Origin of the sequence: Streptomyces sp. NPDC021749, from assembly GCF_040640655.1 — a bacterium.
Lineage (GTDB): Bacteria > Actinomycetota > Actinomycetes > Streptomycetales > Streptomycetaceae > Streptomyces.
This window is the reverse complement of the sequence record NZ_JBFACE010000072.1, coordinates 1-21,459: the sequence shown is the minus strand read 5'-3', so window position 1 is coordinate 21,459 and position 21,459 is coordinate 1. Positions and strand designations below refer to the sequence as shown.

At 67.4% G+C, this 21,459-nt stretch carries 14 protein-coding genes and 1 pseudogene; 8 read left to right on the top strand and 7 right to left on the bottom strand.

Translation table 11 applies throughout. The features are described from left to right. Positions 1 to 575 precede the first annotated feature (575 nt). Positions 576 to 1,202, bottom strand: coding sequence for a TetR/AcrR family transcriptional regulator (locus AB0G35_RS36015; RefSeq protein ID WP_360958617.1), 627 nt, complete (start codon positions 1,200 to 1,202; stop codon positions 576 to 578). Between the two features lie 99 nt (positions 1,203 to 1,301). Here AB0G35_RS36015 and AB0G35_RS36010 point away from each other — a divergent pair, with 99 nt between their 5' ends. Beyond that, positions 1,302 to 1,955 carry a CatB-related O-acetyltransferase gene (locus tag AB0G35_RS36010; RefSeq protein ID WP_360958614.1) on the top strand — a complete coding sequence of 218 codons (654 nt, stop codon included), beginning with the start codon at positions 1,302 to 1,304 and terminating at the stop codon, positions 1,953 to 1,955. 58 nt (positions 1,956 to 2,013) lie between these two features. After that, positions 2,014 to 3,210 (top strand): macrolide family glycosyltransferase, encoded by a 1,197-nt coding sequence (locus AB0G35_RS36005; RefSeq protein WP_360958611.1) that lies wholly within the window; start codon positions 2,014 to 2,016, stop codon positions 3,208 to 3,210. Between the two features lie 171 nt (positions 3,211 to 3,381). On the opposite strand, the gene AB0G35_RS36000 is transcribed toward AB0G35_RS36005, so the two are convergent. After that, positions 3,382 to 3,651, bottom strand: coding sequence for a Tn3 family transposase (locus AB0G35_RS36000; protein WP_360958620.1), 270 nt, complete (start codon positions 3,649 to 3,651; stop codon positions 3,382 to 3,384). Positions 3,652 to 3,719: 68 nt separating this feature from the next. On the opposite strand from AB0G35_RS36000, the pseudogene AB0G35_RS35995 reads away from it, so the two are divergent. The 3 genes and pseudogenes from AB0G35_RS35995 to AB0G35_RS35985 form a co-directional block, all read left to right on the top strand. Beyond that, a pseudogene (locus AB0G35_RS35995) lies at positions 3,720 to 3,868 on the top strand (FAD-dependent monooxygenase); the annotation flags it as partial. Positions 3,869 to 3,989: 121 nt separating this feature from the next. Continuing rightward, complete coding sequence (locus tag AB0G35_RS35990) at positions 3,990 to 4,541, top strand: hypothetical protein (RefSeq protein ID WP_360958609.1); 552 nt, start codon at positions 3,990 to 3,992, stop codon at positions 4,539 to 4,541. 227 nt (positions 4,542 to 4,768) lie between these two features. Next, positions 4,769 to 5,368: a 2'-5' RNA ligase family protein gene (locus AB0G35_RS35985; protein ID WP_360958606.1), complete on the top strand. Its 600-nt coding sequence runs from the start codon at positions 4,769 to 4,771 to the stop codon at positions 5,366 to 5,368. An 8-nt stretch (positions 5,369 to 5,376) separates the two neighbouring features. Here AB0G35_RS35985 and AB0G35_RS35980 read toward each other — a convergent pair whose 3' ends face one another. Then, on the bottom strand, positions 5,377 to 6,204 hold the full coding sequence (locus AB0G35_RS35980; protein ID WP_360958604.1) for an IS701 family transposase: 828 nt from the start codon (positions 6,202 to 6,204) through the stop codon (positions 5,377 to 5,379). A 244-nt stretch (positions 6,205 to 6,448) separates the two neighbouring features. Here AB0G35_RS35980 and AB0G35_RS35975 point away from each other — a divergent pair, with 244 nt between their 5' ends. From AB0G35_RS35975 to AB0G35_RS35965, 3 genes are all read left to right on the top strand, one after another. Continuing rightward, positions 6,449 to 6,871 (top strand): hypothetical protein, encoded by a 423-nt coding sequence (locus AB0G35_RS35975; RefSeq protein WP_360958601.1) that lies wholly within the window; start codon positions 6,449 to 6,451, stop codon positions 6,869 to 6,871. A gap of 388 nt (positions 6,872 to 7,259) precedes the next feature. Then, positions 7,260 to 7,844, top strand: a complete 585-nt coding sequence (locus tag AB0G35_RS35970; RefSeq protein WP_360958598.1) for a hypothetical protein — start codon at positions 7,260 to 7,262, stop codon at positions 7,842 to 7,844. Between the two features lie 77 nt (positions 7,845 to 7,921). Further along, positions 7,922 to 8,730 (top strand): IS5 family transposase gene (locus tag AB0G35_RS35965; protein WP_360958596.1). Its coding sequence is split into 2 segments (ribosomal slippage): positions 7,922 to 8,261 and positions 8,261 to 8,730, totalling 810 coding nucleotides; the frame shifts between segments, so codons are not numbered across the junction. Between the two features lie 109 nt (positions 8,731 to 8,839). On the opposite strand, the gene AB0G35_RS35960 is transcribed toward AB0G35_RS35965, so the two are convergent. From AB0G35_RS35960 to AB0G35_RS35945, 4 genes are all read right to left on the bottom strand, one after another. Continuing rightward, on the bottom strand, positions 8,840 to 9,160 hold the full coding sequence (locus AB0G35_RS35960; protein WP_360958593.1) for a hypothetical protein: 321 nt from the start codon (positions 9,158 to 9,160) through the stop codon (positions 8,840 to 8,842). A gap of 440 nt (positions 9,161 to 9,600) precedes the next feature. Further along, positions 9,601 to 9,957: a hypothetical protein gene (locus tag AB0G35_RS35955; protein ID WP_360958590.1), complete on the bottom strand. Its 357-nt coding sequence runs from the start codon at positions 9,955 to 9,957 to the stop codon at positions 9,601 to 9,603. Positions 9,958 to 10,175: 218 nt separating this feature from the next. Beyond that, entirely contained in the window at positions 10,176 to 16,220 is a 6,045-nt protein-coding gene (locus AB0G35_RS35950) for an RHS repeat-associated core domain-containing protein (protein ID WP_360958588.1), read from the bottom strand. A gap of 549 nt (positions 16,221 to 16,769) precedes the next feature. Next, positions 16,770 to 21,041 carry a LamG-like jellyroll fold domain-containing protein gene (locus tag AB0G35_RS35945; RefSeq protein ID WP_360958585.1) on the bottom strand — a complete coding sequence of 1,424 codons (4,272 nt, stop codon included), beginning with the start codon at positions 21,039 to 21,041 and terminating at the stop codon, positions 16,770 to 16,772. Between the last annotated feature and the right edge of the window lie 418 nt (positions 21,042 to 21,459).

Genomic DNA, 21,459 nt, shown 5'->3' with positions numbered 1-21,459 from the left:
TACCTCGCGGGACTCCACCTCCGGGCCTCCGTGATCTGGATCAAGGACCTCACGCGAGCGGCCCCTTGATCACAACCAAATACGCTCCCTAGCCGCGGCCCGCTGTTCCTCACCGGCCGCAAGGCCCCTGTCGGAACGGCGATCCTGGACGTGTGCCCGGACACCGGCCGGGCCCGGCTCTCCTCCCGTCGGACTGAGGAGATCTTTGAGGAGAACACCCGCCTGCTGGCCAACCCCTCGCCTCACCCGACGACGTCGAGGACCTGGACGGCTGGACCCTGCACCGGCTCTGCCGCAGCGCGCTCACCCACGACGCCGAGGGCGGCACCTCCCCCCGATGCTGCCTGCCCGCTCCCGTCACGCCTCCGTCCCCTCGCTGGAGCGGTACACCCGCCCCGGTGTGGACGCGGTCGCCCGGCACGTCGCCGAGCGCGACCCGGCCGCCCGCCGCCGTAGCCCTCAAAAGTCGACCTCACGGCGATTTGCAGCCTGGTGTCCGAACCAGGGCTACTGGACCGTGATCCAGGTCTTGTCGCGCTCTTGATTGCGCTTGCGTTCGCTCCCTCCCTCCTCGATCACACGCTCTCTTCCCGACGGACGGAGAAGGCGCCCGCGGCAGCCGCCAGGACTGCCGTCTCCGCGGCCCGTTTCGGGAGTTGCGGGTCCGGATCCGCACGCAGGAGCACCAGTTGGTGGTAGAGCGGCGCCGTGGCGGCGATCAGCAGGTTCCGCGCGTCCGTGTGCTGTGCGGGGAGTTCACCGCGCTCGATGGCGCGCTCGACGAGGATCTCGCACTGGTCGTACCGGTCCGTCCACAACTGCGTCTGGGCCCGCGCGGCCTGTTCGGAGTGGAACGAGGCGGCCATCAGGGCGATGGCGAACGACGGCTGTACGACCAGGGATTCCTGGATCTCCTGGTTGAGGGCCGTCAGATCGCCGCGCAGCGAGCCGGTGTCCGGCGGCTGCCAGTCGATCTCGCTGGCGGCGTCTATGAGGTCGACGAGCAGGCCGCCGACATCGTGCCAACGCCGGTAGACGGTGGCGCGGTGCACTCCGGCCCGCGTCGCGACACCGTCCATCGTGAGTCCTTCGTGACCGCGTTCAGCGAGTTCGGCGCGCACCGCATCGAGAACCTGGGCGCGGATGCGGGCGGTGCGACCGCCCGGGCGGCGGTCCGATGTCGTGTCCAGTGGGTCTGTCATCGGCAATCAGTATCCGGTTGATCAAGGCGGCAGGGCTGTGCCAGCATCTTAACGCGACAGTTGTCGCTCTCGGTCCACCAGAGAGGAACCGCCTCCGCGATGCCGCCCGTTCCCGCTGACCCCACCGTGCTCCACCCGATGCCCGAGCACCCGCGCGTGGTTCTGCTCAAACCGTTGGTGAAGTCGCCGCTGATCGAGGTCGGTGACTTCACCTACTACGACGATCCAAACGACCCGACCGCGTTCGAGACGCGCAACGTCCTGTACCACTACGGTCCCGAGCGGCTTGTCATCGGCAAGTACTGCGCGCTGGGGACGGGCACCCGGTTCATCATGAACGGCGCCAACCACCGCATGGACGGTCCTTCCACCTTCCCGTTCCCCACCATGGGGGGCTCCTGGGCGGAGCACTTCGACCTGATCACCGACCTGCCCGGCCGGGGCGACACGGTCGTCGGCAACGACGTGTGGTTCGGCCACGGCGCCACGGTCATGCCCGGTGTACGCATCGGTCACGGCGCGATCATCGCCGCCGGCGCGGTGGTCACGGGCGACGTCCCCGACTACGGCATCGTCGGCGGCAACCCCGCCCGGCTCATCCGCACCCGCTACGACGCTGCGGACATCGCCCGGCTCCTCGCCGTGGCGTGGTGGGACTGGCCCGTGCAGCACATCACCAGGCATGTACGGACGATCATGTCGGGGACCGTCGCCGACCTGGAGGAAGCCGCCGCGCAGATCGACCAGCCCTGACACCGCGTCCTCGCCACACCGCCCGCACCCCTCCCGCGCCAGAAACGAGTGATCGCCCATGTCCCGTCGCCGGGCCCATATCGCGATGGTCGGCGTCCCCATCGTCAGCCATGTCCTGCCCAGCCTCGCGCTCATCCGTGAGCTGGTGGCCCGCGGGCACCGGGTCACCTACGCCAACGACCCGTTCGTGGCGGACCGGATCGAGTCCGCCGGCGCGGAGCTGGTGCCCTGCACCTCCACGTTGCCCGTCGCGGACAACGACTGGCCTGCCGATCCCATCGCCGCGGCGAGCCTCTTCCTCGACGACGCCGTCCAGGCGCTCCCGCAACTGCGCGCCGCCTACAACGACGATCCGGCCGACCTGTACCTCTACGACATCGGCGCCTATGCCGCGCGCGCCCTCGCCGAAGCGCAGGGCCGTCCGCTCGTGCAGCTGTCCCCGACGTTCGTCGGCTGGGACGGCTACCAGGAGGAAGTCGCGGCGCATCTGCGGAAGCTGCCGGGCGCCGACGCGTACCGGGACAGGTTCGCACGGTGGCTCGCCGACTGCGGTGCGACCACCACGGACGTGGACACGTTCTCCGGCCCGCCCGCCCGGGCCCTCGCCCTGATCCCGAGAGCGATGCAGCCGCACGCCGATCGAGTCGACACCGACACGGTGACCTTCGTCGGCCCCTGCTTCGACACCCGAGCGGACACGGACGGCTGGACCCGCCCGGCGGCCGCGGACCATGTGCTGCTGATCTCGCTCGGCTCGGCGTACACGCGCCAGCTCGCGTTCTACCGCCAGTGCATCGCGGCCTTCGGCGACCTGCCCGGCTGGCACGTTGTACTCCAGATCGGCAAGTACACCGACCCCGAGGAACTCGGCACCATCCCGCCCAACGTCGAAGTGCACTCCTGGGTCCCGCAGCGGGCGATCCTGGAACAGGCCGACGCCTTCGTCACCCACGCCGGCATGGGCGGCTGCGGCGAAGGGCTCCTCGCCGGCGTTCCCATGATCGCCGCGCCGCAGGGAGCCGAGCAGTTCATGAACGCCGACCGGCTCGTGGAACTCGGCGTCGCCCGCCGTGTGGACACCGCTGACGCCATCGCCGAGACCCTTCGCACGGCGCTAAACGACCTGGTCACGGATCCGGAACGCGTCGACCGGTCCAAACAGTTGCAGGCCGCCGCCCGGGCCGAGGGCGGCACCCCGCGCGCCGCCGACCTCATCGAGAACATGCTGGCCGCCGCCGAAGGCCCCACGCTCTGAAGCACTGCCGCTTCCGTTCCCCGGCTGGCGCCGTCCTCATCCGAGGACCTGTACCTGCAGGACAAGCGCGGAAAGATCACCGCCAAGGGCGGGGCGGCGGAGTGGATTCAGAAGATGTACGCACAGCGGCGCACCCGCCCGGCCATGCCTCCACCGTGTGCCCGGTTCTGGTCAGGTGGATGCCGTGGCGCCCCGGCCCACGGAAGCGCGCGGGCCGGGCACCGTCGCTGCTGGAGCCAACTCCAGGCCCAGGTCGAGGCGGCTGTCCATGTCCAGCTCGAACCTGCCGTACGGGTTCACGTGCGTCCAGAACAGCGGCGACAGCGCCCGCCGGTCCGCATCGGTGAGCGTGTCGGCCCACTTCGGGTCGGCGAGGACCTGCTGCATCAGCAGCGTGTTGACGTGGACCAGGGCGAACTGAAGCAGGTGGAGGGCGAGCATGGACACCTCCTGGGACTCCTTGTCCTGCCCGGCCAGGTCGCCGTCCCCGCCCTGCTGGCCGCCGTCCCGCAGGCGCCGTGCTCTGCCACGACCTGTACGACCTGCTGCCGCTGCCCTCCTTCGCCCGCGGCCGGGTCGCGCTGGTGGGCGACGCCGCCCATGCCATGCCCCGCAATCTGGGCCAGGCGCGTGCCAGGCGCTGGAAGACGCGGTCACCTCGCTCACTGCCTCGACAACACCCCGGACGTGGCCACCGCGCTGCGCTCGTACGACCTGCTGCGCTTGTTCTACTTCCTGGCCACCGGCTTTGTAGAACCCTGCACACCGCCACCATCATCGTGCTGTTTCCGATGTTCGTGGCCGCAGTCCGACGGACCCCGCACACACCGCGGTGGCGTCTGGCACCCCAGGGGCCGGAACCGCAACGCCGGCGCGCGCTGGTCGGCCAGCTGCTGCTGATCATCACGGGAGCGGGGCTGTTCGTCGGCGGAGCGGTGATCTCGGTGGTCGGTTTGACCGGTGTCTTCGTATCGACCGACCTGGCCTTCCTGGGCACCAGCACGCAGATGCTGGAAACCGTGAGCCCTCGGCTGGTGCCGTTCGTCGCCCACGACCGCGCAGGGTTCGGCGGCGCCCTGATGGCCGCCGCGGTGGCGATCGCCCTGCTCAGCGCATGGGCTGGCGGCCGGGTCGCGCTGCTGGGTGTTCTGGACCTTGGCCGCGGCGGCCGCCGCCGGTTTCCTGCCGGCTGTCGCCGTGCACGGCGCGATCCACTACACGGACTTCATCCACCTCGCGCCGGTCTACGTCGGCATCGCCATGACCGGCACCGGACTGCTGCTCGCGCGCCCTACCTCTGCGCCAAGACGTCGGCGAGGCCGAAGGACTGACGGGCCGCCCCGGCGAGCGTTCCACCTCGCCAGCCGCGACCTGCCGGTGGGGGAGAGGCAGGCCCGGCCAGTGCCTATGGGGACAAGCAGGCCCAGCCAGGGCCTACACGAGCTCCGGAAGCGAAGGCCGCGCAGCAGACAGAGTTCTCCGAGCACATGCCGGACAACGCACGGCGCTTCGTAAAGACTCCGGAGGCCCTCCGAGCCCGATTTGAGACCATGGCCCTGTGGACGGGAATCCGCTCTACGGCGGGGCCGAGCCGGAGGATGCGCTTGAGGTGGCGCCGACGGCCCGGACGGCGGTGGCATGGCTGCCGCCACGGACGCTCTGGCCGGTCATTCAGGACATCCGCTGGGAGCACGATCCGCAGGTCCGGCGGTGGCCGCCGCATGTGAATCTGCTGTTCGGATTCGTGCCGGAGGAGACGTTCGCGCGGGCGGTGCCGTTGCTCAGCGCCGGGGCAGCGCAAAGCACGGCGTTCACAGCCCGCCTGGCCGGAGTGCGGTACTTCCGACACCGCCACTACGCGACGCTGTGGCTCGACCCGGCTGCGGCGGATCCGGCACCGTGGACTCACCTGCACCAGGAGCTGGCGCTGCGCTTCCCGCTGTGCCGAGGGCGCGCGGGCTGCTTCACCCCGCACTTGTCCCTCGGGCGTACGCAGGACCCCCAGCACGTGGCCGCCGAGTGCGCGGCTCGGCTCGGCACGCTGGTGGCGCTGGTCGAGGAGGTGGTCCTGCTCTCCCGACGCGGCGAGGAGCCCATGCGGCCTCGGGCCGTGATCACACTGGGCACGGGCGAGGCCCGCCCATCGCAGGGCCGCTAGTACTCCAGTCAGAAATCGTTGCGTGAGCTGGTTCTTCTTCGGTAGTGGCAGCGCCGGGCGGTGGCTTGGTGGTGTCTGCGCCAGTGGGACCAGTTCAATGCGTGGGCGATGGGGTCGTTGTCGGGTCTGGGGTGGGGAAGGAGAACGTCCAGGAGTCGCCGGACCTCTGCCACGGTGATGGGGATGGTGCTGGTGGTGTCGTTTCTGCTGCCCCCTTTTTCGGTGGTCTGGGCTGCCAGGGCAGTCAGGAAAGCGTGGGCGAGCATGGCCAGGGTGATGTGCCGATACCAGCCTGGATAGCGGCGGACCTCGTACTGGTCCAGGCCACACTCGTTCTTGGCGGCCTGGAAGGCTTCCTCGATCGCCCAGCGAGATCCGGCGACCCGGACCAGGTCCGCGACCGTGGTGCCGTTGGGCGCGTAGGCGAGGTAGTAGGCGATCTCATCGGTCCTGGTCAGGCGGCGGCGAGCCAGCATCCACCGCTGGTGCGTCGGTGTGTCGCCGTCAAAGACGTCGATGGCCGGCAGACGGGCGGTGGCCCAGTTATAGACTCGCGGGCGCTTGGCGCCGTCGCCGCAGGACATCCGCTCCCAGGCATCCGGTGGTGCCTGAGCAATGGCGTGGTCGATCCGCGCGAAGGGAGCGTGGAGCTGCTGGGACTTCGGCACGGCCAGGACGTAGCCGACGCCGGCTTCCTCCAGGGTGCGGCGCATGCGCCATTCCTGGCCGTAGGCACAGTCGCCGGTCACCCAGGCGATGGGCAGGGACGAGGCCAGGACCCGCAGGATCATCGCGCGCGCCAGCTCGCCCTTGGTGGCAAACCCTTCGTGTGTCACTGACCTGTAGGGATGTTGGCGCTGCTCAGGGGTGGTTGGATCGATCGATCATGGTGACAGTTCCCCGAACATGCAGTGACCTGAGGCCGTATCTGCCGATGTCGCGTTCCTCGCATCTCCTTTGTCTTCCTGGTCTTCGTGGAGCCGTGGGGTCACGGGCCGGCTGCCCTTCATGACGCGCACCCGCGATCGACAGGGGTTGGGTGCTGGGGAACTGTCGGAGCCGAAGGCCATCATGGGTGCCATGACCGACACAGAGCCCTCGGACATCGAAGTCCTGGTGGCCTTCTCGCCGGAAGAGTATGCCCTGATCGGCGAGCACGCAGCCGAGCTCAACGTTCCCATCGCAACCTACGTCCAGCGGGCCGCCACGCGACGGGCACGCGACGGACAGCTCAAGCGTCAGCTCCTTGGGGAAGTGGCGCAGAAACAGGGCCCGGCTGCTGAGCCGCCTGTGAACGCCGGCCTGCTCATCGACGACATTCTCGGCAGGGACGCCGCCACGCTCACTCAGGCAGAGAAGGAGGCCCGAACCCGGGAAGCCGCCCGGGAATGCGGGATCGAATACACCCCTGAAGTCCGAGAGCTGGGCAACGCACTCTGGGCGAGGATCGAAGCCTTCCAGAACGACACGTCGACCAGATCCACGGACCGGGAGCGCGACTGAACGGAGCGCTTTTCGAGCCCAGCGAATGGGCCGGGCGGAGCGTCGGAAGGAAACCGCCACTTCACTCTCCTGGGCGGTTCCGGCGGTACTTGGAGCGCGACGCCGGTGGCGGTGTCGCGGAGCCGGGCTGGTCCGGGTTCCCGCGGCGGCCTCCGAGGGTCGTTAGCACGTGCGTCCATCGAACTGGTGGGATTGCTGTGCTGTCACCCGTCCCGAGTGAGCGGCTGAGCGGGAAGCCCACACGCAGCTCATAGCCTCGCGTCAGACGCACCCGTCACACACGTGTGTCCGGCTGAACTGCCCTATGCGTAAGCGTTGTTCGACGTTGGAGGCTGTACGTGATCGCCGTGCCGTTATCCGCCCGCCCACCTCTGGGGTGCGGGCACCGGTGACGACGCTGGACGACGCTTCCCAGGCGGGCTTGGGGCGGCATCGGGACGAACTACGTCCCGCTGCGGTGGCGCAGCTGCTGCGGTTGCGTGAGGCGGGGGAGCTGACCACCGCGCATGTGCGGCTGGTCGCCGAGTCGCTGGATGTGAGCGTGCGGCAGGTGTGGCGCTGGCTGGCCCGCGCCGAGGAGACCGGCAGCACGGAGAAGCCCGAGCGCAGGCGGTTTAGGATCACCGACGAGATCATCGATGTTCTCGCCGATCATCAGGGCAATGTGAAACGCGCTCACGAGCACCTGGTGCGCGTCGCGAGAGCGGCGGGTCAGAAGCCGATCGGTCTGACCACGCTGCACGACGCCATCGCCCGTGACCTCGACCCCGGTTTCATGGCCGGCCTGCGCGAGGGAATTCCGGCCGCCCGTGGCTTCGACCCCGCCTTCCGGAGGCCGGCGGTTGCCCGCAACGCGGTGTGGGAGGGGGACCACAAGCAGGCCCCGCTCGTCGTGGTGATGCCCGACAAGAAGCCGTCGAGGGTGTGGGTGACCTGGTTCGAGGACCGCGGTACGGGCTATGTGATGGGCTAGATGAGTAACTGATCGTTTCAGAATGAGTTGAGCTGCGGGTCTTGTGCTCGACGATCTTGGTCGGCAGGCTGTCCCGGGTGCGTGTTGATCTTGTTCCTGACGATCTGTGGGAGCGGGTGGCTCCGCTGCTGCCGCCCGTTCCCGAGCGCCGCCGCCGCTGTCCGGGACGGTTGCGTGTTCCCGACCGAACGGCACTCGCCGGCATCCTGTACGTGCTGCGGACGGGCGTCGCCTGGCGTGACGTCCCCGCGGAGACGGTGGTCTGTTCTGGGGTGACGGCCTGGCGGCGGCTGCGGGACTGGACCGAGGCTGGCGTCTGGCCCCGCCTGCACGCCGCCCTGCTCAGCGAGATGCGCCGAGCCGGCCTGTTGGACCTGGACGACAGCGCCGTGGACGGCTCGCACATCCGGGCCCTCAAAGGGGGGATCACGTCGGCCCCTCGCCCGTCGACCGCGCCCGCCCCGGCTCCAAGCACCACCTGATCGTCGACCGCCACGGAACCCCGCTGGCCGTCACGGTCACCGGCGGCAACCGACACGACGTCACCCAGCTCCTGCCACTGCTGGACGCGGTCCCATCGATCCGGGGTCTGCGGGGACGCCCCCGCCGCAAGCCCCGGCGGCTGTACGCCGACCGGGGCTACGACTTCGACAAGTACCGCCGCCTGCTACGGAAACGCGGCATCAAACCCCTGATCGCCCGACGCGGCGTCGCCCACGGCTCCGGGCTGGGCAAGGTCCGTTGGGTGGTGGAGCGCGCCTTCGCCTGGCTGCACCAGTTCAAACGGCTCCGCATCCGCTACGAGCGACGCGCGGATCTCCACCAGGGACTGCTCGAACTGGCCTGCAGCCTCATATGCCTCCGCCGCCTGCGAACCTCATTCTGAAACGATCAGTAAGGCGGTCGGCGGCCGCACCAGCCGGGCTCCGATCAGCTGCGTCGGTAGCACCGTCGCCACTGGGTAGGTACCGGATTTCACGAGGAGGGCGGCACGGCTACTCAACCAACTCAGTGCGGAGTATTGCAATCTCACCCACACTGTTCAGTCGGTTCTCTACTTCTGAGGTTGCGTGGCCGACGAAGATGAGCGTCAAGCATCGGGTAAATTCAGGAACGGAGAGGACACCTTCATCGTCGGCGAAGTTCGACTCAATGGTGATCTCGAGACGATCGGGCCCGCGATAGATGAGGTATTTTCCTCCCCTGAAAGAGCTCTCCCGTGCAGTGAACTGTATTCCTAGAGATTCGGCGATCAGTCGTTCAGCGTCGCTGAGGTCATCACTTTGGAAACCGTACACGATGAAGCGATCAGGCATATTGCCTACTCTGGTTAAACGTGGTGGTGCTCTCCGGCGAGACGCCATCGACCTCCTCAGCACCGCAATCGGCAGCGGGGAAACCACCGAGCCGGGCAACAGCAACGGCGAGAACTCATAGCCCTACTCCAGCCTCGTCCGCTGACGTTGCCGTCAACTCCTTCCGTCAGACCCAGATCACCCCGCCAAGCACAGCTCGGCGGGGCTAAATTTTGCCACTGAATGGCCCCTCCACTGAATCGGTCGGGTTTGAGACGTTTAACGAATTCCACACGGGCCCGCACGGCACCAACGTTATGGGACCAGATGCTTGAGACCGATCTGAAAGAACCGAATAACCGGTCCCACCAACTCGGCTCCTCGGAACCGTGGCAACGCAGGTTAGCTCCGAAACGTGCGGAATCTGCGAGGGGGCATCCGGTAGGTGCGTCGTGGTGATGTTATGGGTGTGTGAACTGACAGAGCCATCGTGAATCCGGGTCGCCGACTACGTAATAGAGGCGCAGTTTCTTACCTTCCTTCTTGACGCTCACAAACCAGGTGTAGGTGGCTGGCGCCTTTTTCTCTTCTGTTGAGGATGCATTGGACCCCTCTATCTGTTCCTGCCCGACCTTCGCGGCGCTCGACTTCCCGTTCTTAATGGTTAGTTTCACCATATTCCCGTCAGCTACGGTGCGGCCGCCTTTGTAGGAATCGAGCACCTCCCATGTCCCCTTGCCGGAGAGGCTCCAGTGGTCATCGAAGTCCGTTTCCTGGCCCCGAAGTCGTACTGCTGTGAGCTCGCCTGCCTTGCTCAAGGAGAAGCGGGCGCCTTCAGGGCCATGCCATTCGCCTGTCAGGGCACTTGCCGTGAAGTGGGGTGCTGGCGGCAGTGGCTCGTACGCCGTCGCGCATGAAGTTATCAAGAGGGCGAGTGGCGCGAGTCCCAGTGAGGCGATTCTTCTGAAGTGCATTGCAGTTTTTCGACTTTCGGTCGAGATGGGAAACCAGTGTTCTGGCTGGGAATCGGGTGAGTTCACTTGGTCTTCAGCGGGTATGTCATCTTGATCTGATCTCGCCAGCGGACCGTCATGGCTGCGTCTTTCTGTCCGCGTGGAGCGAAATCCAGGCCCATCTCTGAGATCTTTGCCATCAGGGGGTTGCTTTCTCCCTTCTGGTATCCGGCTGCACTGGCGTCACGTGTTGCTGAAGCGCGGGTCATCGGGTTGTTGAGGGTGAACTGTATGCCTGCAGTCTTCGTCTTCGGGTCATAGGAATCGAAGCGGGCGTGAAGCCTGTAGGAGCCGAGTATCGCCTGGGCTGCGGCTGGGCCAGCCGATTCCATGCCCGCGGCTCGGTCGGTGAATCGGATGGCGTCAAATGCGGGGAGTGCCCATACGGGAAGGTGGTACAAGTCTGCGGCGTAGGTAGCGTGATAGCTAATTTCTTCCGTGTCGGCCTCGTCTCCCACTGACTTCCCCTTGAGGTTTGCCAGCATGGACTTGACGATCCATATCCAGTCCATGTTCTTGACGTCCTTGGTGAACCTGTCGCCTTCCCAGAACTGCCACGCCGAGGGTGCTGCCCCAAGAGCCCACAGGGCAATGATCTGTGGCTCAGACGGGTCAAGTGGGTTGATGTTCGAAATTCCTGGAAGTCCCGACCGGTAGGCGGCGCTGGCCCTGCTGCCGATGCTGCCGCGCCGTTCTTCCGAGTATCCGCCACAGTAGGGCTGGATGCAGGCGCCGGGGCCGGGGATGTAGTCGTTGGAGCCGGAGAGGCGCATGCCGCCGTGGCGGTTGTGGACGACGCCGGTGCCGCGTCCGGAGCCGTCGGGGTCGGCGAAGAGCTGGCCGGTGGGGTCGCTGAAGGTGGGCGGGTTGTTGTTGCTGTAGGTGTAGCCGTTGATTTGTTGGGGGTCGGCCGGGTCCAGGACGGGGTCGGCGGTGAGGAAGCGGCCGGTATCGGGGTCGTATTCGCGGGCGCCGAGGTGGGTCAGGCCGGTGTCGTCGGTGTCGTTGGTGCCGCCGACGTAGCCCTTGGTGCCGGGCCAGTGGGCGGGTTTGGTGCCGCGGGGGCCGCCGAAGGGGAGGTGGCGGCGTTGGGTGAGGGTTTGGTTGGTGGCGTTGATGGCGAGTTGGCCGGTGCCGTGGTGGTCGGCGAGGGTGAGGGTGTAGGTGCCGTCGTCGGCCAGGACGGCTTGGTGGCCGCTGCCCAGGGGGATGTAGCGGGTGGCTTTGGGTTTGTCGGCGCCTTTGTCGAGGGTGACTTCGGTGTGGTCGCCGAGGGTGAGGGTGGTGCGGTCGTCGGTGTGGGTGATCAGGCGGTTGCCGTCGGCGTCGTAGACGTAGCTGGTGGTTTTGGTGCCTGTGTCGCCGGTGGGTTGGGTGACCTTGGCGAGGTGGCCTTCGACGTCCCAGGTGAGGGTTTGTTTGTCGCCGTTCAGGGTGCGGGTGGTGGTGTTGCCGACGTTGTCGTAGCCGTAGGCGGAGGTGCTGGTACCTGTGGGGCCGGTGGTGTCGAGGGAGGTGAGGGTGTGGGGCTGGGGGGTTCCGGGCTTGGGGTAGGTGTAGGTGGTTTTGGTGTTCTTGGCCGTGTTACCGCCTGGGTCGTGCTGGGTGAGGGTGGTGCGGTTGCCGGCGGTGTCGTAGCCGTAGGACTGCCAGTAGGGGGCCGGGCCGGCGATCAGGTTGCCGGCGGCCTTGTCGGCGCAGGTCTTTGCGTCCTGACTCCAGGCTTCGGTCAGGCGACGTAGGTAGTCGTAGGTGAAGCACTGGGTGTCGGTGCCGGAGCGTGAGACATCCGAGAGGGAGGTGACATTGCCGGCGGGGTCGTAGCCGTAGGTGGCGGACTGGTCGACGCCGGCGATGTCCTGGCGGTCGACGCGGGAGTTGGACAGGCGCTGGGTGCCCCACTCGTAGGTGTTGGTGACCTGGGTGGGCTTTCCGCTGCCGACGATCCGGTAGGTCAGGGGCTTGCCGGTGAGGGTGTAGGTGGCATCGGAGCGGATGCCGGTGCCGTAGACGGTGGTCATCCGCATGGTGTCGTCGGCGTAGGTGTAGTTCCAGCCCTTGCCGACGAGGGCCCCCATGGCGGAGAAGCTGCGCGCCTTCGGAAGGCCGTTGCCGTAGTACGACGTGCTGGCTTGGTAGGTGCCGGCCAGTTTGCCCTCGGAGTCGGGGATGACGGTGGCGGTGCGCTGCGGCCGGTAGAGCGTGTCGTACTGGGTGATCTTGGTGGTGTAGGCCTTGCCGTCCAGGTAGCGGGTGGATTCGGCGAGCTGGCCCTTCGCGCCGGCGAGGGTGTCGTAGACCCACTTGGCGCGCAGCGGGCCGTCGGGTGTTTTGTCGTGCAGTTCGGTCTTGCGGCCCAGGCCGTCGTAGACGGTGGCCAGTACGGCGCCGCCTGCGTCTTCGCTGGTGGTCTGCTGGCTGCGGTCGTCGAACGTGGTCTTGGTGACGCCCTTGTCGGGGTCTTTGGACCAGGTCTGGTTGCCGAGCTGGTCGTACTGGTAGGCCCAGGTGTTGCCGGCGGGGTCGGTGACGCTGTCGAGTTTGCCGGCCGGGGTGTAGGTGTAGCGGGTGGTCTCGGCCGGCGCATCGGCGGCGCGCGTGTGGTGCTGCAGGAGCTGGGTGGTCTGACCGCGCGCGTCGGTCACCGTGGTGGTGGCGATGCCGCCCTCGGGCGGGATGACGGTGGTGCGGTCACCGCCGTAGAGGGATGTGGTGACCGCCAGGACCTTGCCGCCCTCCCCGTTGCCGGCGACATCCCGGCTCTCGATCTCCCGGCCCAGACCGTCGTACGTCTTCCAGGTCTGGGTCTCGACGCTGAGGGCATCGGCGGGCTTGAACAGCTCGCGCTCCGGCTTCTTCAGCGCGTAGTACTGAGCGAAGGACTTCGCCACCAGGCCGCGTTCGTCGTAGAACGTGTCGCTGATCAGCCGCCCGCCGTCCGGGCCGGGGGCCTGGGTCTGGCGTGCGCGCAGGTAGCCGTCGTAGAGGGTGTAGGAGACCGTCTGCGACTGGGCGCTGGGGTTGAGGGTGTAGGTGGCGACAGCCGCCGGCTTGCCCTCCTCGACCAGGTAGGCGAACTGGTAGGTGGGCAGGGAGCCGCGGTCGGGCAGCCACACCTTCACCGAGCGGCCCAGCGCGTCGTACTTCAGCGTGGTGCGCTTGCCGTTGGTGTCGACGGTGGCCGTGGGCTGGCCCCGCAGCGGGTCGAGTTCGCTGGTGGTGGTCTGGGCGGTCGTGGCGTCCTTGGGGTTGGCGGGCGGTGTGGTGACGACGGTCTTGGCCGGGATGCCGGTGGCGGGGGTGTAGACCGTGGTGGTGGTGCGGCCGTCGGTGCGAGCGGTGCGGGTGGGGGCACTGTCGCCGATGGCGGTGACGTTGGCCGTGAGGTCGGTGACCTTTTCCGGGCGGCCGTAGCCGTCGTAGGTGGTGCCGGTCTCCAGGTAGGTGGCCGTGGTGCCGTCGTGCTTCTTGAGCTTGGCCACCGCGGTGGCATCGCCCTTGGTGGGCGCGGCGCCGTAACCGCCGCCGTCGTAGGCGGTGCGGGCGTCGGAGATGACGTCCTTGGACCGGTCCGGGCTGGTGCCGCATTCGGTGGCGACGGTCTCGACGCGCGCGGGCAGGGTGAGGACGTTCTTGTCGGTGTTGGTGGCGTAGGCGGTACGGGTGCACCGGTCGTCATCCGTGGTGGCGTCGTCGCCGCGGTCGCTGACCTCGGTGACCCGGCCGGCAACGGTGTCGAAGGTGGACGCGGTGGTGGTCGTGCGCCACTTCGCACCGGCCCCGTCATCGAGGGAGATCCAGGTGCGGGTGCTGGCGGTGCCGGTGAAGTGCGCGGTCACGGTGCCCCAGTCACGGACCTTCTTGGCGGTCTCGTGGTGCCAAGGCCGGCTGACGGTCTTGGCAAGGACCTTCCCACCGGGCGCCGAGTAGGTTGCGGTCTTGTAAGGGAAGCCGGCCGCCGAGGCATCGTCGGTCAGCGGCTCTCCCTCGCCGTCGTCCAGGGTGACCTTGACGTCCTTGGCACCGCCGCCGGCGCTCTTGCGGTCGCCGTCCATGCCGCGCAGGAAGTAGCTGTCTTCTTGCGTCTTCATGGCGTCGGCGGCGGTGCCCTGGCCGCCGGTCTGGACGCGGACGTGGCCGTAGCCGCGCCACTGGGACCAGGTCTTGAACTTCTCCTTGGTCAGCCCGTCGTCATCGTCGTAGTGCCAGGCCGCGTCCCCGAGGTAGCTGTAGCGGGTGACCTGGTCCGGGGCCCCGCCGGTGCGGTCGGACGTCGTGACGGAGGTGACGACGTATTTGTTGAACCACTCCTTGTCCATGTCGTCGCTGGAGCTGCCGCCGATGAACTGCGGGAAACACCGTGTGGTGTTGGACTCCGGCGTCGGCAGGCTGCCGAAGGAGCAGGCGGGGTCCGAGTAGTTGACGTCGGTCCGGCCGCCGTATTCGTCGTCGACGGTCGACAGGCGGTCCTTGATGTAGGGGGCGTAGCCGTCGCCGGTCTTGTCGAGGCGGTTGGCGAGTTGGGTGTAGGCGAAGGTGGTCTTCGGCAGGGTCAGGGGTGCGGTGTCGGTGTGGCCGGTGTGCTGGATGGATTCCAGTTCCAGCTGGTAGTCGACGTCGGCCTTGCCCCAGCGGTGTGCCAGCGACCAGGAGTCGACTTTGGTCAGGGCGCCGTCCTTGAGGACCTCGGTCGTCACCCCTGTGAGCCGCTTACGCGTCCAGAAGGTGGGCGAGAAGCGTCCCTGGTCGCAGGTGGCGTCGGCCTTGCAGTTCAGGTCCCAAGGGGTGTCGTACCAGTAGAAGCTCTTTGCGTCGATGGTGTCGGCGGCGCAGGTGACCCCGGTCTGGGGCAGGCAGCGTTCGGCGTTGGTGAAGGAGACCTGGGCCAGTGGCTTGCCCGCGTACAGGTCGCTGGACGAGCGGCCGTATTCGATGCGCTTGAGATAGCCGCCGCGTACGTAAGGGGTGTCGTCGTCCTTGTTCAGGTCGCGGCCGTAGGAGTTGGTTTCCTTGTCGTAGTAGTAGGCGATGGCGTTGCCGTGCGGGTCGACGACGTAGTCGAGGTTCCAGCGCCAGGCCTGCTGGCACCAGGAGTCCTTGAAGGCGTCCTTGTGGCAGTCCTCGCCGCTGTTGTTGCCGAAGACCGGTGCGGTCCAGGTGGAGTCGGTGGTGTCCTTGCCGGCGGCCCAGCCGGGCAGCTTGTGGTAACCGAAGTAGAAGCGGGTCCCGGAGGGGTTGGTCAGCTCCCAGTACTCGTTGTCGTTGTCGCCGTTGTCCCGCGCCGACGACGTCAGGTGCTTGATCTTCGTGCCGTCGTCGTTCTGGAGCTTCCAGGTGTCCTTGCCGGCGGGGACGAGTTCGCCGGCCTTGCCGTTGAAGGAGATGAAGGCGTTGTCGTAACCCCAGCACAGGTCACCCGGCTTGTTGCCGTCGGCGTGCTTCACCCCGTCGTCGGAGCAGGGCTTGTAGCGGCGCTCGATGTAGCCGGGCCACAGCTCGAAGCCGTCACCGACCCAGGAGCCCTGGTTGTTGCTGTTGCCGGTGCGGCCGTCGATGGCGCCGGAGGAGTACGACAGGCCCACGCTCGGCTTCAGGCCGCCGGGGACCTCGGGGACGGGCATGTCGTAGGACCAGGTGAAGTCGCCGGTGTTGAGGTTGGTGTTCCAGGTCGCGGAGGGCGAGAGGCTGGTGGCTTTGTAGTCGCCCTTGACGCTTTTGTCGTCACCGACCGCGGCGAGGACGGTGGGCCCGTTCGCGCGCAGCGGCACCGATGACGCGGTCAGGGTGTGCTTCTCGGTGTCGTTGCTGGTGGCCAGTGGTTTCGCGGTGCGGCACGCGGCCTTGTCCGGAGTGGTCGCCGCGCAGGCGGGGAGTTCGACCAGGCGCAGCCGGGAGGCGTAGTTGCCGCCGAAGGCCCCGGCGAAGTCGCCGTAGTCCACGCCCACACGTAAGGGGCCGGGCTGCTGCCCGGCAGCCACGGTGGAGCCGTCGGCGGGCTGCAGGGTGAACAGCACCCCGTCGATACCGGCCCGGCGACTGTGCTGCTGGCCAAGGACGTGCGCGGTCACCGAGCCCGGCACCGCGCCCGCCGTTGCGCCTCGATGTGCCCCGTGGGCCTTGGCCGACCTTCGCGACCGGGATTCGGCGGGTGCGAGGGTGAGGGGCAGGCCCTCGTCCTTCCCGCCTGTCACCGAGGGCCTGAATGCGGCGCCGGGTTGTGCGAGGTGAAGGGTTGCCTTGGCCGCCTTGGGCCAGTCGCTCTTGGGATGCTCCCTGGGGATGCGCGGACCGGTAGGCAGCTTCCGGGGCTTGACCCGTACACCGTAGGTGCCGGCGACGGCTTTGCCGACGTCCGCACGCGCTGCCGCCGCTCCAGATGCCGCAGCGGGTTGTGCCGCTGACGGCAGAACCGACAGCAGGGAGCCAGCGAGCACCATGGAGACGCCCACGCCGAGACTGCGCCGCAGCCGCGCGCGTCTGACAAGACCAAGCATGCCGTTCACTTCTGTCCCACCCCTTGCTGCTCACCGATCGGTGCCGTCGGCACCGTGGTGTTCCACTCCGGAAGAAAAGTGCGCTGGTGTGTGGCAGGCGGTCCGAGACCGCCCGCCATGCGATCAGCCCGCATCGGGCACGTTCGGTACCTCGGTGGGCAGCTCGTCCCACTCACCCGCCAGGCGGCCGATCTGTTCATCGGTGAGCGCGCCCTGGAAGGTCCATACGTCGTCTATCGCGCCGGGCCAGTAGTCCCGGAAGGCGTCGCGGCCCTTCGCCCGACCAATCTGCAGAGATTTCAGTGCCTTGATGGAGATGACGTCCTCAGCCCAAGGCACCACTTCGGTGCACTGCGTATCGTCGGCCTGGCCGTCGCCGTCCGCGTCCAGGCAGGCGGCTTCACCGAGTTCACCGTTGACGTAGATACGCAGCTGCCGGGCGAAGCCGTCGTAGACGATCGCGATGTGGTTCCAGTCCGTCACGCTGTTCATGGGCTGTGCGTTGCCCGCCCAGTCGTAGTCGGTATCGCTCGTGTCGGACCGGGCAGTGACCGCCTGCCAGACCCCGTCACCTGTCTTCGTAGGGTTCGGCGCGAACCCCATGGCGAAACCGCTGGCATTGGTTGCCTCAGCGCTCACCAGTGCCGCCGGGCGAGTGGGTATCGACGCCGCCTGCGCCCATGCGGTCACGGTGAAGCTCTCGCTCGTGTCGAGAGGGATCGAGCTGGAGGCGTAGTTCTGTGCGCCGTCCAGCACCAGTCCTCCCTCCCCCAGGAACCCTCCACCGAAAACCTGCTTCGCCCCGCCGCCCAGCGTCATGGCCGGCCCCCTCGATACGGAGTTGGCTCCGGGGTCGGATGCCTGGTCGAACTGCCAGCGGCCGGTCAGGACCGGTCGTCGCTGGACGAGCTGGTGGATCTCGCCCTCGGAGACCGGGCGGTCGAAGACACGAACGTCATCGATCTGACCGGCGAAGTAGTCGGTGTAAGCACCTCGGTACAGGGCTCGGCCGATCTGCAGGGCGCCGTCGCCGTACCAGGCCTGCGCAGCGTTGGTGCTGCCCTGCAGGATGCCGTTGACATACAGACTCACGGTGTTGTCCACCGTGTCGTGCACCGCCGCCAGGTGCACCCACTTGCCGATGCTCGCCTTCTGCTTCGAGGCGACGCGCTGTTGGCTGAGGCTGCCGTCGGCGGCGTCCTTGGTGGCCAGACGGGCACTCCACACGCCACCGGAGGCTTCGTAGGAGAGGTAGAAGGCACTGAGGAAGCCGCCGTCCTGCGCGACGACTGTCTGGTTGCGTGCGGCGTCGGTGACCCGGGCCCATGCGGTGACCGCATAGGAGCGTTCAGTGTTGAAGTGCGGGGCGTCCACCGAGGCGTAGTCGTCCTTGCCGTCCAAGGTCACGGCGTTGCCCGCCACCTCTGCCTTGCCCGGTTCGGCACCGCCATGAAGCACGGCCGGCATGACATCCCCATGACCGCTGACCTGCTTCGCCTCGGCCTTCTCATCAAGCGGGAAGACCGCACGGGCAGGCCGCCCGGGACCAAGGATCCGCTCCTTGCCGTACAACCGGGTCACCTCGCCGGCGGAGACCGGCTTATCGAAGATCTCCACCTCGTCGATGGACCCGGGGAAGAAAGAACCCGGCGCACCGCCGTAGGAACCGGCGCCCAACTGAAGGCCGCGCCGCGCGTTCCAGGCATCGGCATACGGAGTCTGACCGGCGAGCTTGCCGTCGACGTAGAGCTGCAGCCCCTTGGCGCTGCTGTCGTAGACACCGACCAGATGGGTCCATTCGTTGGCGGTGACACCGCCTGGCTGGGGTGCCATCGCGCGGGCGATGGAGGCGTCGGGGCTGTCGGAGGTGTACTGGTTGAACACCCACCGCTTGAGGTCGGAGGAGTAGTACAGCTCGAAGCCTGGCCGGTTGTTGCCCGGCTGGGTGGCGACGATGGCAGGGTGTTCGGGGATCTGGTTAGGGCGGACCCAGGCTGAGACGGAGAAGCCGCGGGACGTGTCGACGACGGGGACGTCGGTGGCCGCGTAGCCGTCGGTGCCGTTGAAGGACAGGGCAGTGCCAGCCACTCCCTCCGCGCCTGGTGTGGCGCCGCCGTGGAGGTCCGCGGTCCGGGCCGGGGTAGAGCCTTTCGCCTCGGCGGCGTCGGCACCTTCGTCGAACTGCCAGGTGGCGCGTTCGGGCTGCCCGGCCTTGACCCGGAACTGGTAGGTGCGGATCTCGCTACCGTTGCCGGCGGCGTCGAAGGCCTGGACGGTCACGAAGTTCAGCCCGGCCTTCTCCGGCAGGACGGGGATGTTCCGTGCCGCCCCGCCGGTCGTGGTCACTGTGTTCTTGTCGGACGGGTCGCCGTTGATTCCGTATCTGTAGCGGTTCACGTCCCGGTGGCTGTCCGCCACGGTGAAGGTGCCGTACTGGCCCACCCCGTCGTACCAAGGATCGTCAGGATTGTCGGGATCGGAGGAGGGATACTCCCCTGAGCCAATCGTGGGGGCCGCGGGCACCTGGGTGTCGAGGACGAAGTAGCACGCCTCGGCGGACCCGCTGAACGACCACGGCGAGTACTGTGCGCCGTCGTAGGTCCGCACCGCCCAGCTCACCGTCTTGTTCGCCAGAATGGAGGTGGGCAGGCTGATGGCGAAGTCGGCGCCGGACTTCTTCGCCGTCGTCAGTCCCGACTTCCACCGGGCGAGGGTGCCCTTGCCGTCACCGGCATCCCAGCTGGCCTGGAACTCGACCCGGACTCGGTCCTTGTCCGGGTCGGTGATGTTGCTGGCATAAAGCTTTCCCCGGGTACGGATCCGGGCAGGCGCGCCGGATTTCTTGCAGATTCCGCCGTACTCCATCGTCAGCTGGGACGGCTTCACCTGCGGCGGCGGCCGGTTGTACTCCACACGCAAAAACGCCTTGTCCGAGAACCGCTTCCACGCCAGAGCGTCGCTCTCACTACCGGCCTTCAACCCGAAGGTCAGCGTCGGCCACCTGTTGCCCGCCGCTTCCCTGGCGGCGGACAACACGTCGAACTCGGCGTCCTTGGCCGCGCAACCCTCGTAACCATAGGCGAAGCTGTTCGAGGCCAGCTTCTTCTGCCAGAAGCCCGATTCATTCTGGGAGTTCCAGGTCGTCGAGGACGAGATGGGCTTGGTCCGCCACAGCTCCACCTCCTTCTTGCTGCAGGAAGCGGACCAGGTGTTGCGCACCACGAACTCCGCCGATTTCACCCACTTTCCGGCGAATGCCGTCGTGGGAATCTGGTAGAAGAGCCGCTTGGTGTCCTCGGGCTGGCAGTGGTTCCAGTCGCAGTACCCCATCCCCGCGTCATGGTCGCCGTTGAACTTCCATTGCGGGGAGGACGCCCAGTACTTCGATGCCATCGTCCACGAGGTCGCCCGAGAGGTGGACCACTGTGGGTCGATGAAGACCGGGTAGACAGTGTCCTTGCCCTTCAGGACCTCGGCGTCCGGCTTGAGGACGACCTGGTCCTGACCGGACGGAACGTCCACCCCCACAGGCGCGAGCTTGCCCGACTCGCCGGCCGACGGCTCATCACCCTCAGCACCGCCCTCTGCCGCCCGGGAGGTCTTCCCTTCGGTCGGCGCGGACTTCGGGTCCTTGCGAGCAGTGGCGCTCTGCCCACCCGTGCTGGAATCCCACATCAACGGGGTGGGCGCCTCGAACACCGCAGAGCCTGCGCCCTTGTCGAGCGCCTCCAAACCACCGGTCGACGTCTCCTTCACGTCCATGCCGTCGGCCGCAAGCTTCAGCCGCAGCTGCGCCAGCTCTGAACTCGCAGCAGCCTGAGTGGACTTGACGACAAGAAGCTGGGTGAAGCCGTCGACCTGCGCCCCCATCCGCAGGTCCACACCGGGCAGCACGTCCCGGTATGTGGCCTGTGCGCCGTCCAGCACCGGAGCCGGCAGGGATCGTGGCCAGGACAGCGCCAGTTGGCGACCCGCCTTGCGCAGCGTCACCAGCGGCTTGTCGCCGCCGCCGGAGAACGCCAGGCCTACGGCTGCCGCCTTCGGCGCCACCATCCCATCGCTCCGCTTGGCCAGGTCGGTGTCGATGTCCTGCCACTGTCCTGAGACCCGGGTGCGGACCGGTCGGAGGTACTGGCGGGCCTGGAGCTTGCCCTCCGGAGTGGCCACGACATCAGCCGCCTCCCCCCGCAGGGAGGTGACTTCGACCTCCCGACCGGTGCGTTTGGCCTGCTCCAGAGCGGTGTCTTCGGTGGGTGCTTCAGTATCCGACTTGTCTGTCGAGGTGACGGCTTTGGTAGAGGCCGTCGACGGGTGAGACGCGGCCCAGGCGGGCGGTGCGAGGACCGCCGGCAACAGACTTGCCGACAGCAGCCCAGCTATCCCAGCCGACAGCACTCGATGTAAGCGTCTGCGACGCACTAAGCCAGACATCCGGGCATCCCCCGACCACAAGAATGAAGATTTCATGAAGAAGTTGTGGGCGGAACGTATATGCCGGAGGGTTTGTCTGGGTACCTCCGCGAAACGGAATCCATGGAGCGGAACCGACATTCCGGGATGCAGACTCGTGTGATGCCTGTCACCGCGCTGCAAGGTTGTACAGCTTCAAGCCGCAATCGCAGCAGGATTGAGTCAGGGAGTATCACCACAGGTCCTGGTGGCCGGGGGAGCGGATCCCGAAAGCGCAGCTACGAGAAACTGTTGGGAAGAGGGCAGCTAAGGGCTGTCCCGTAACTGCTGGTCACGGGTGAGATGATCATGGTGTGTCTGGTGTGATCACGGCGTCGGAGCCCTCCTGGATAGCCCCGTTCAC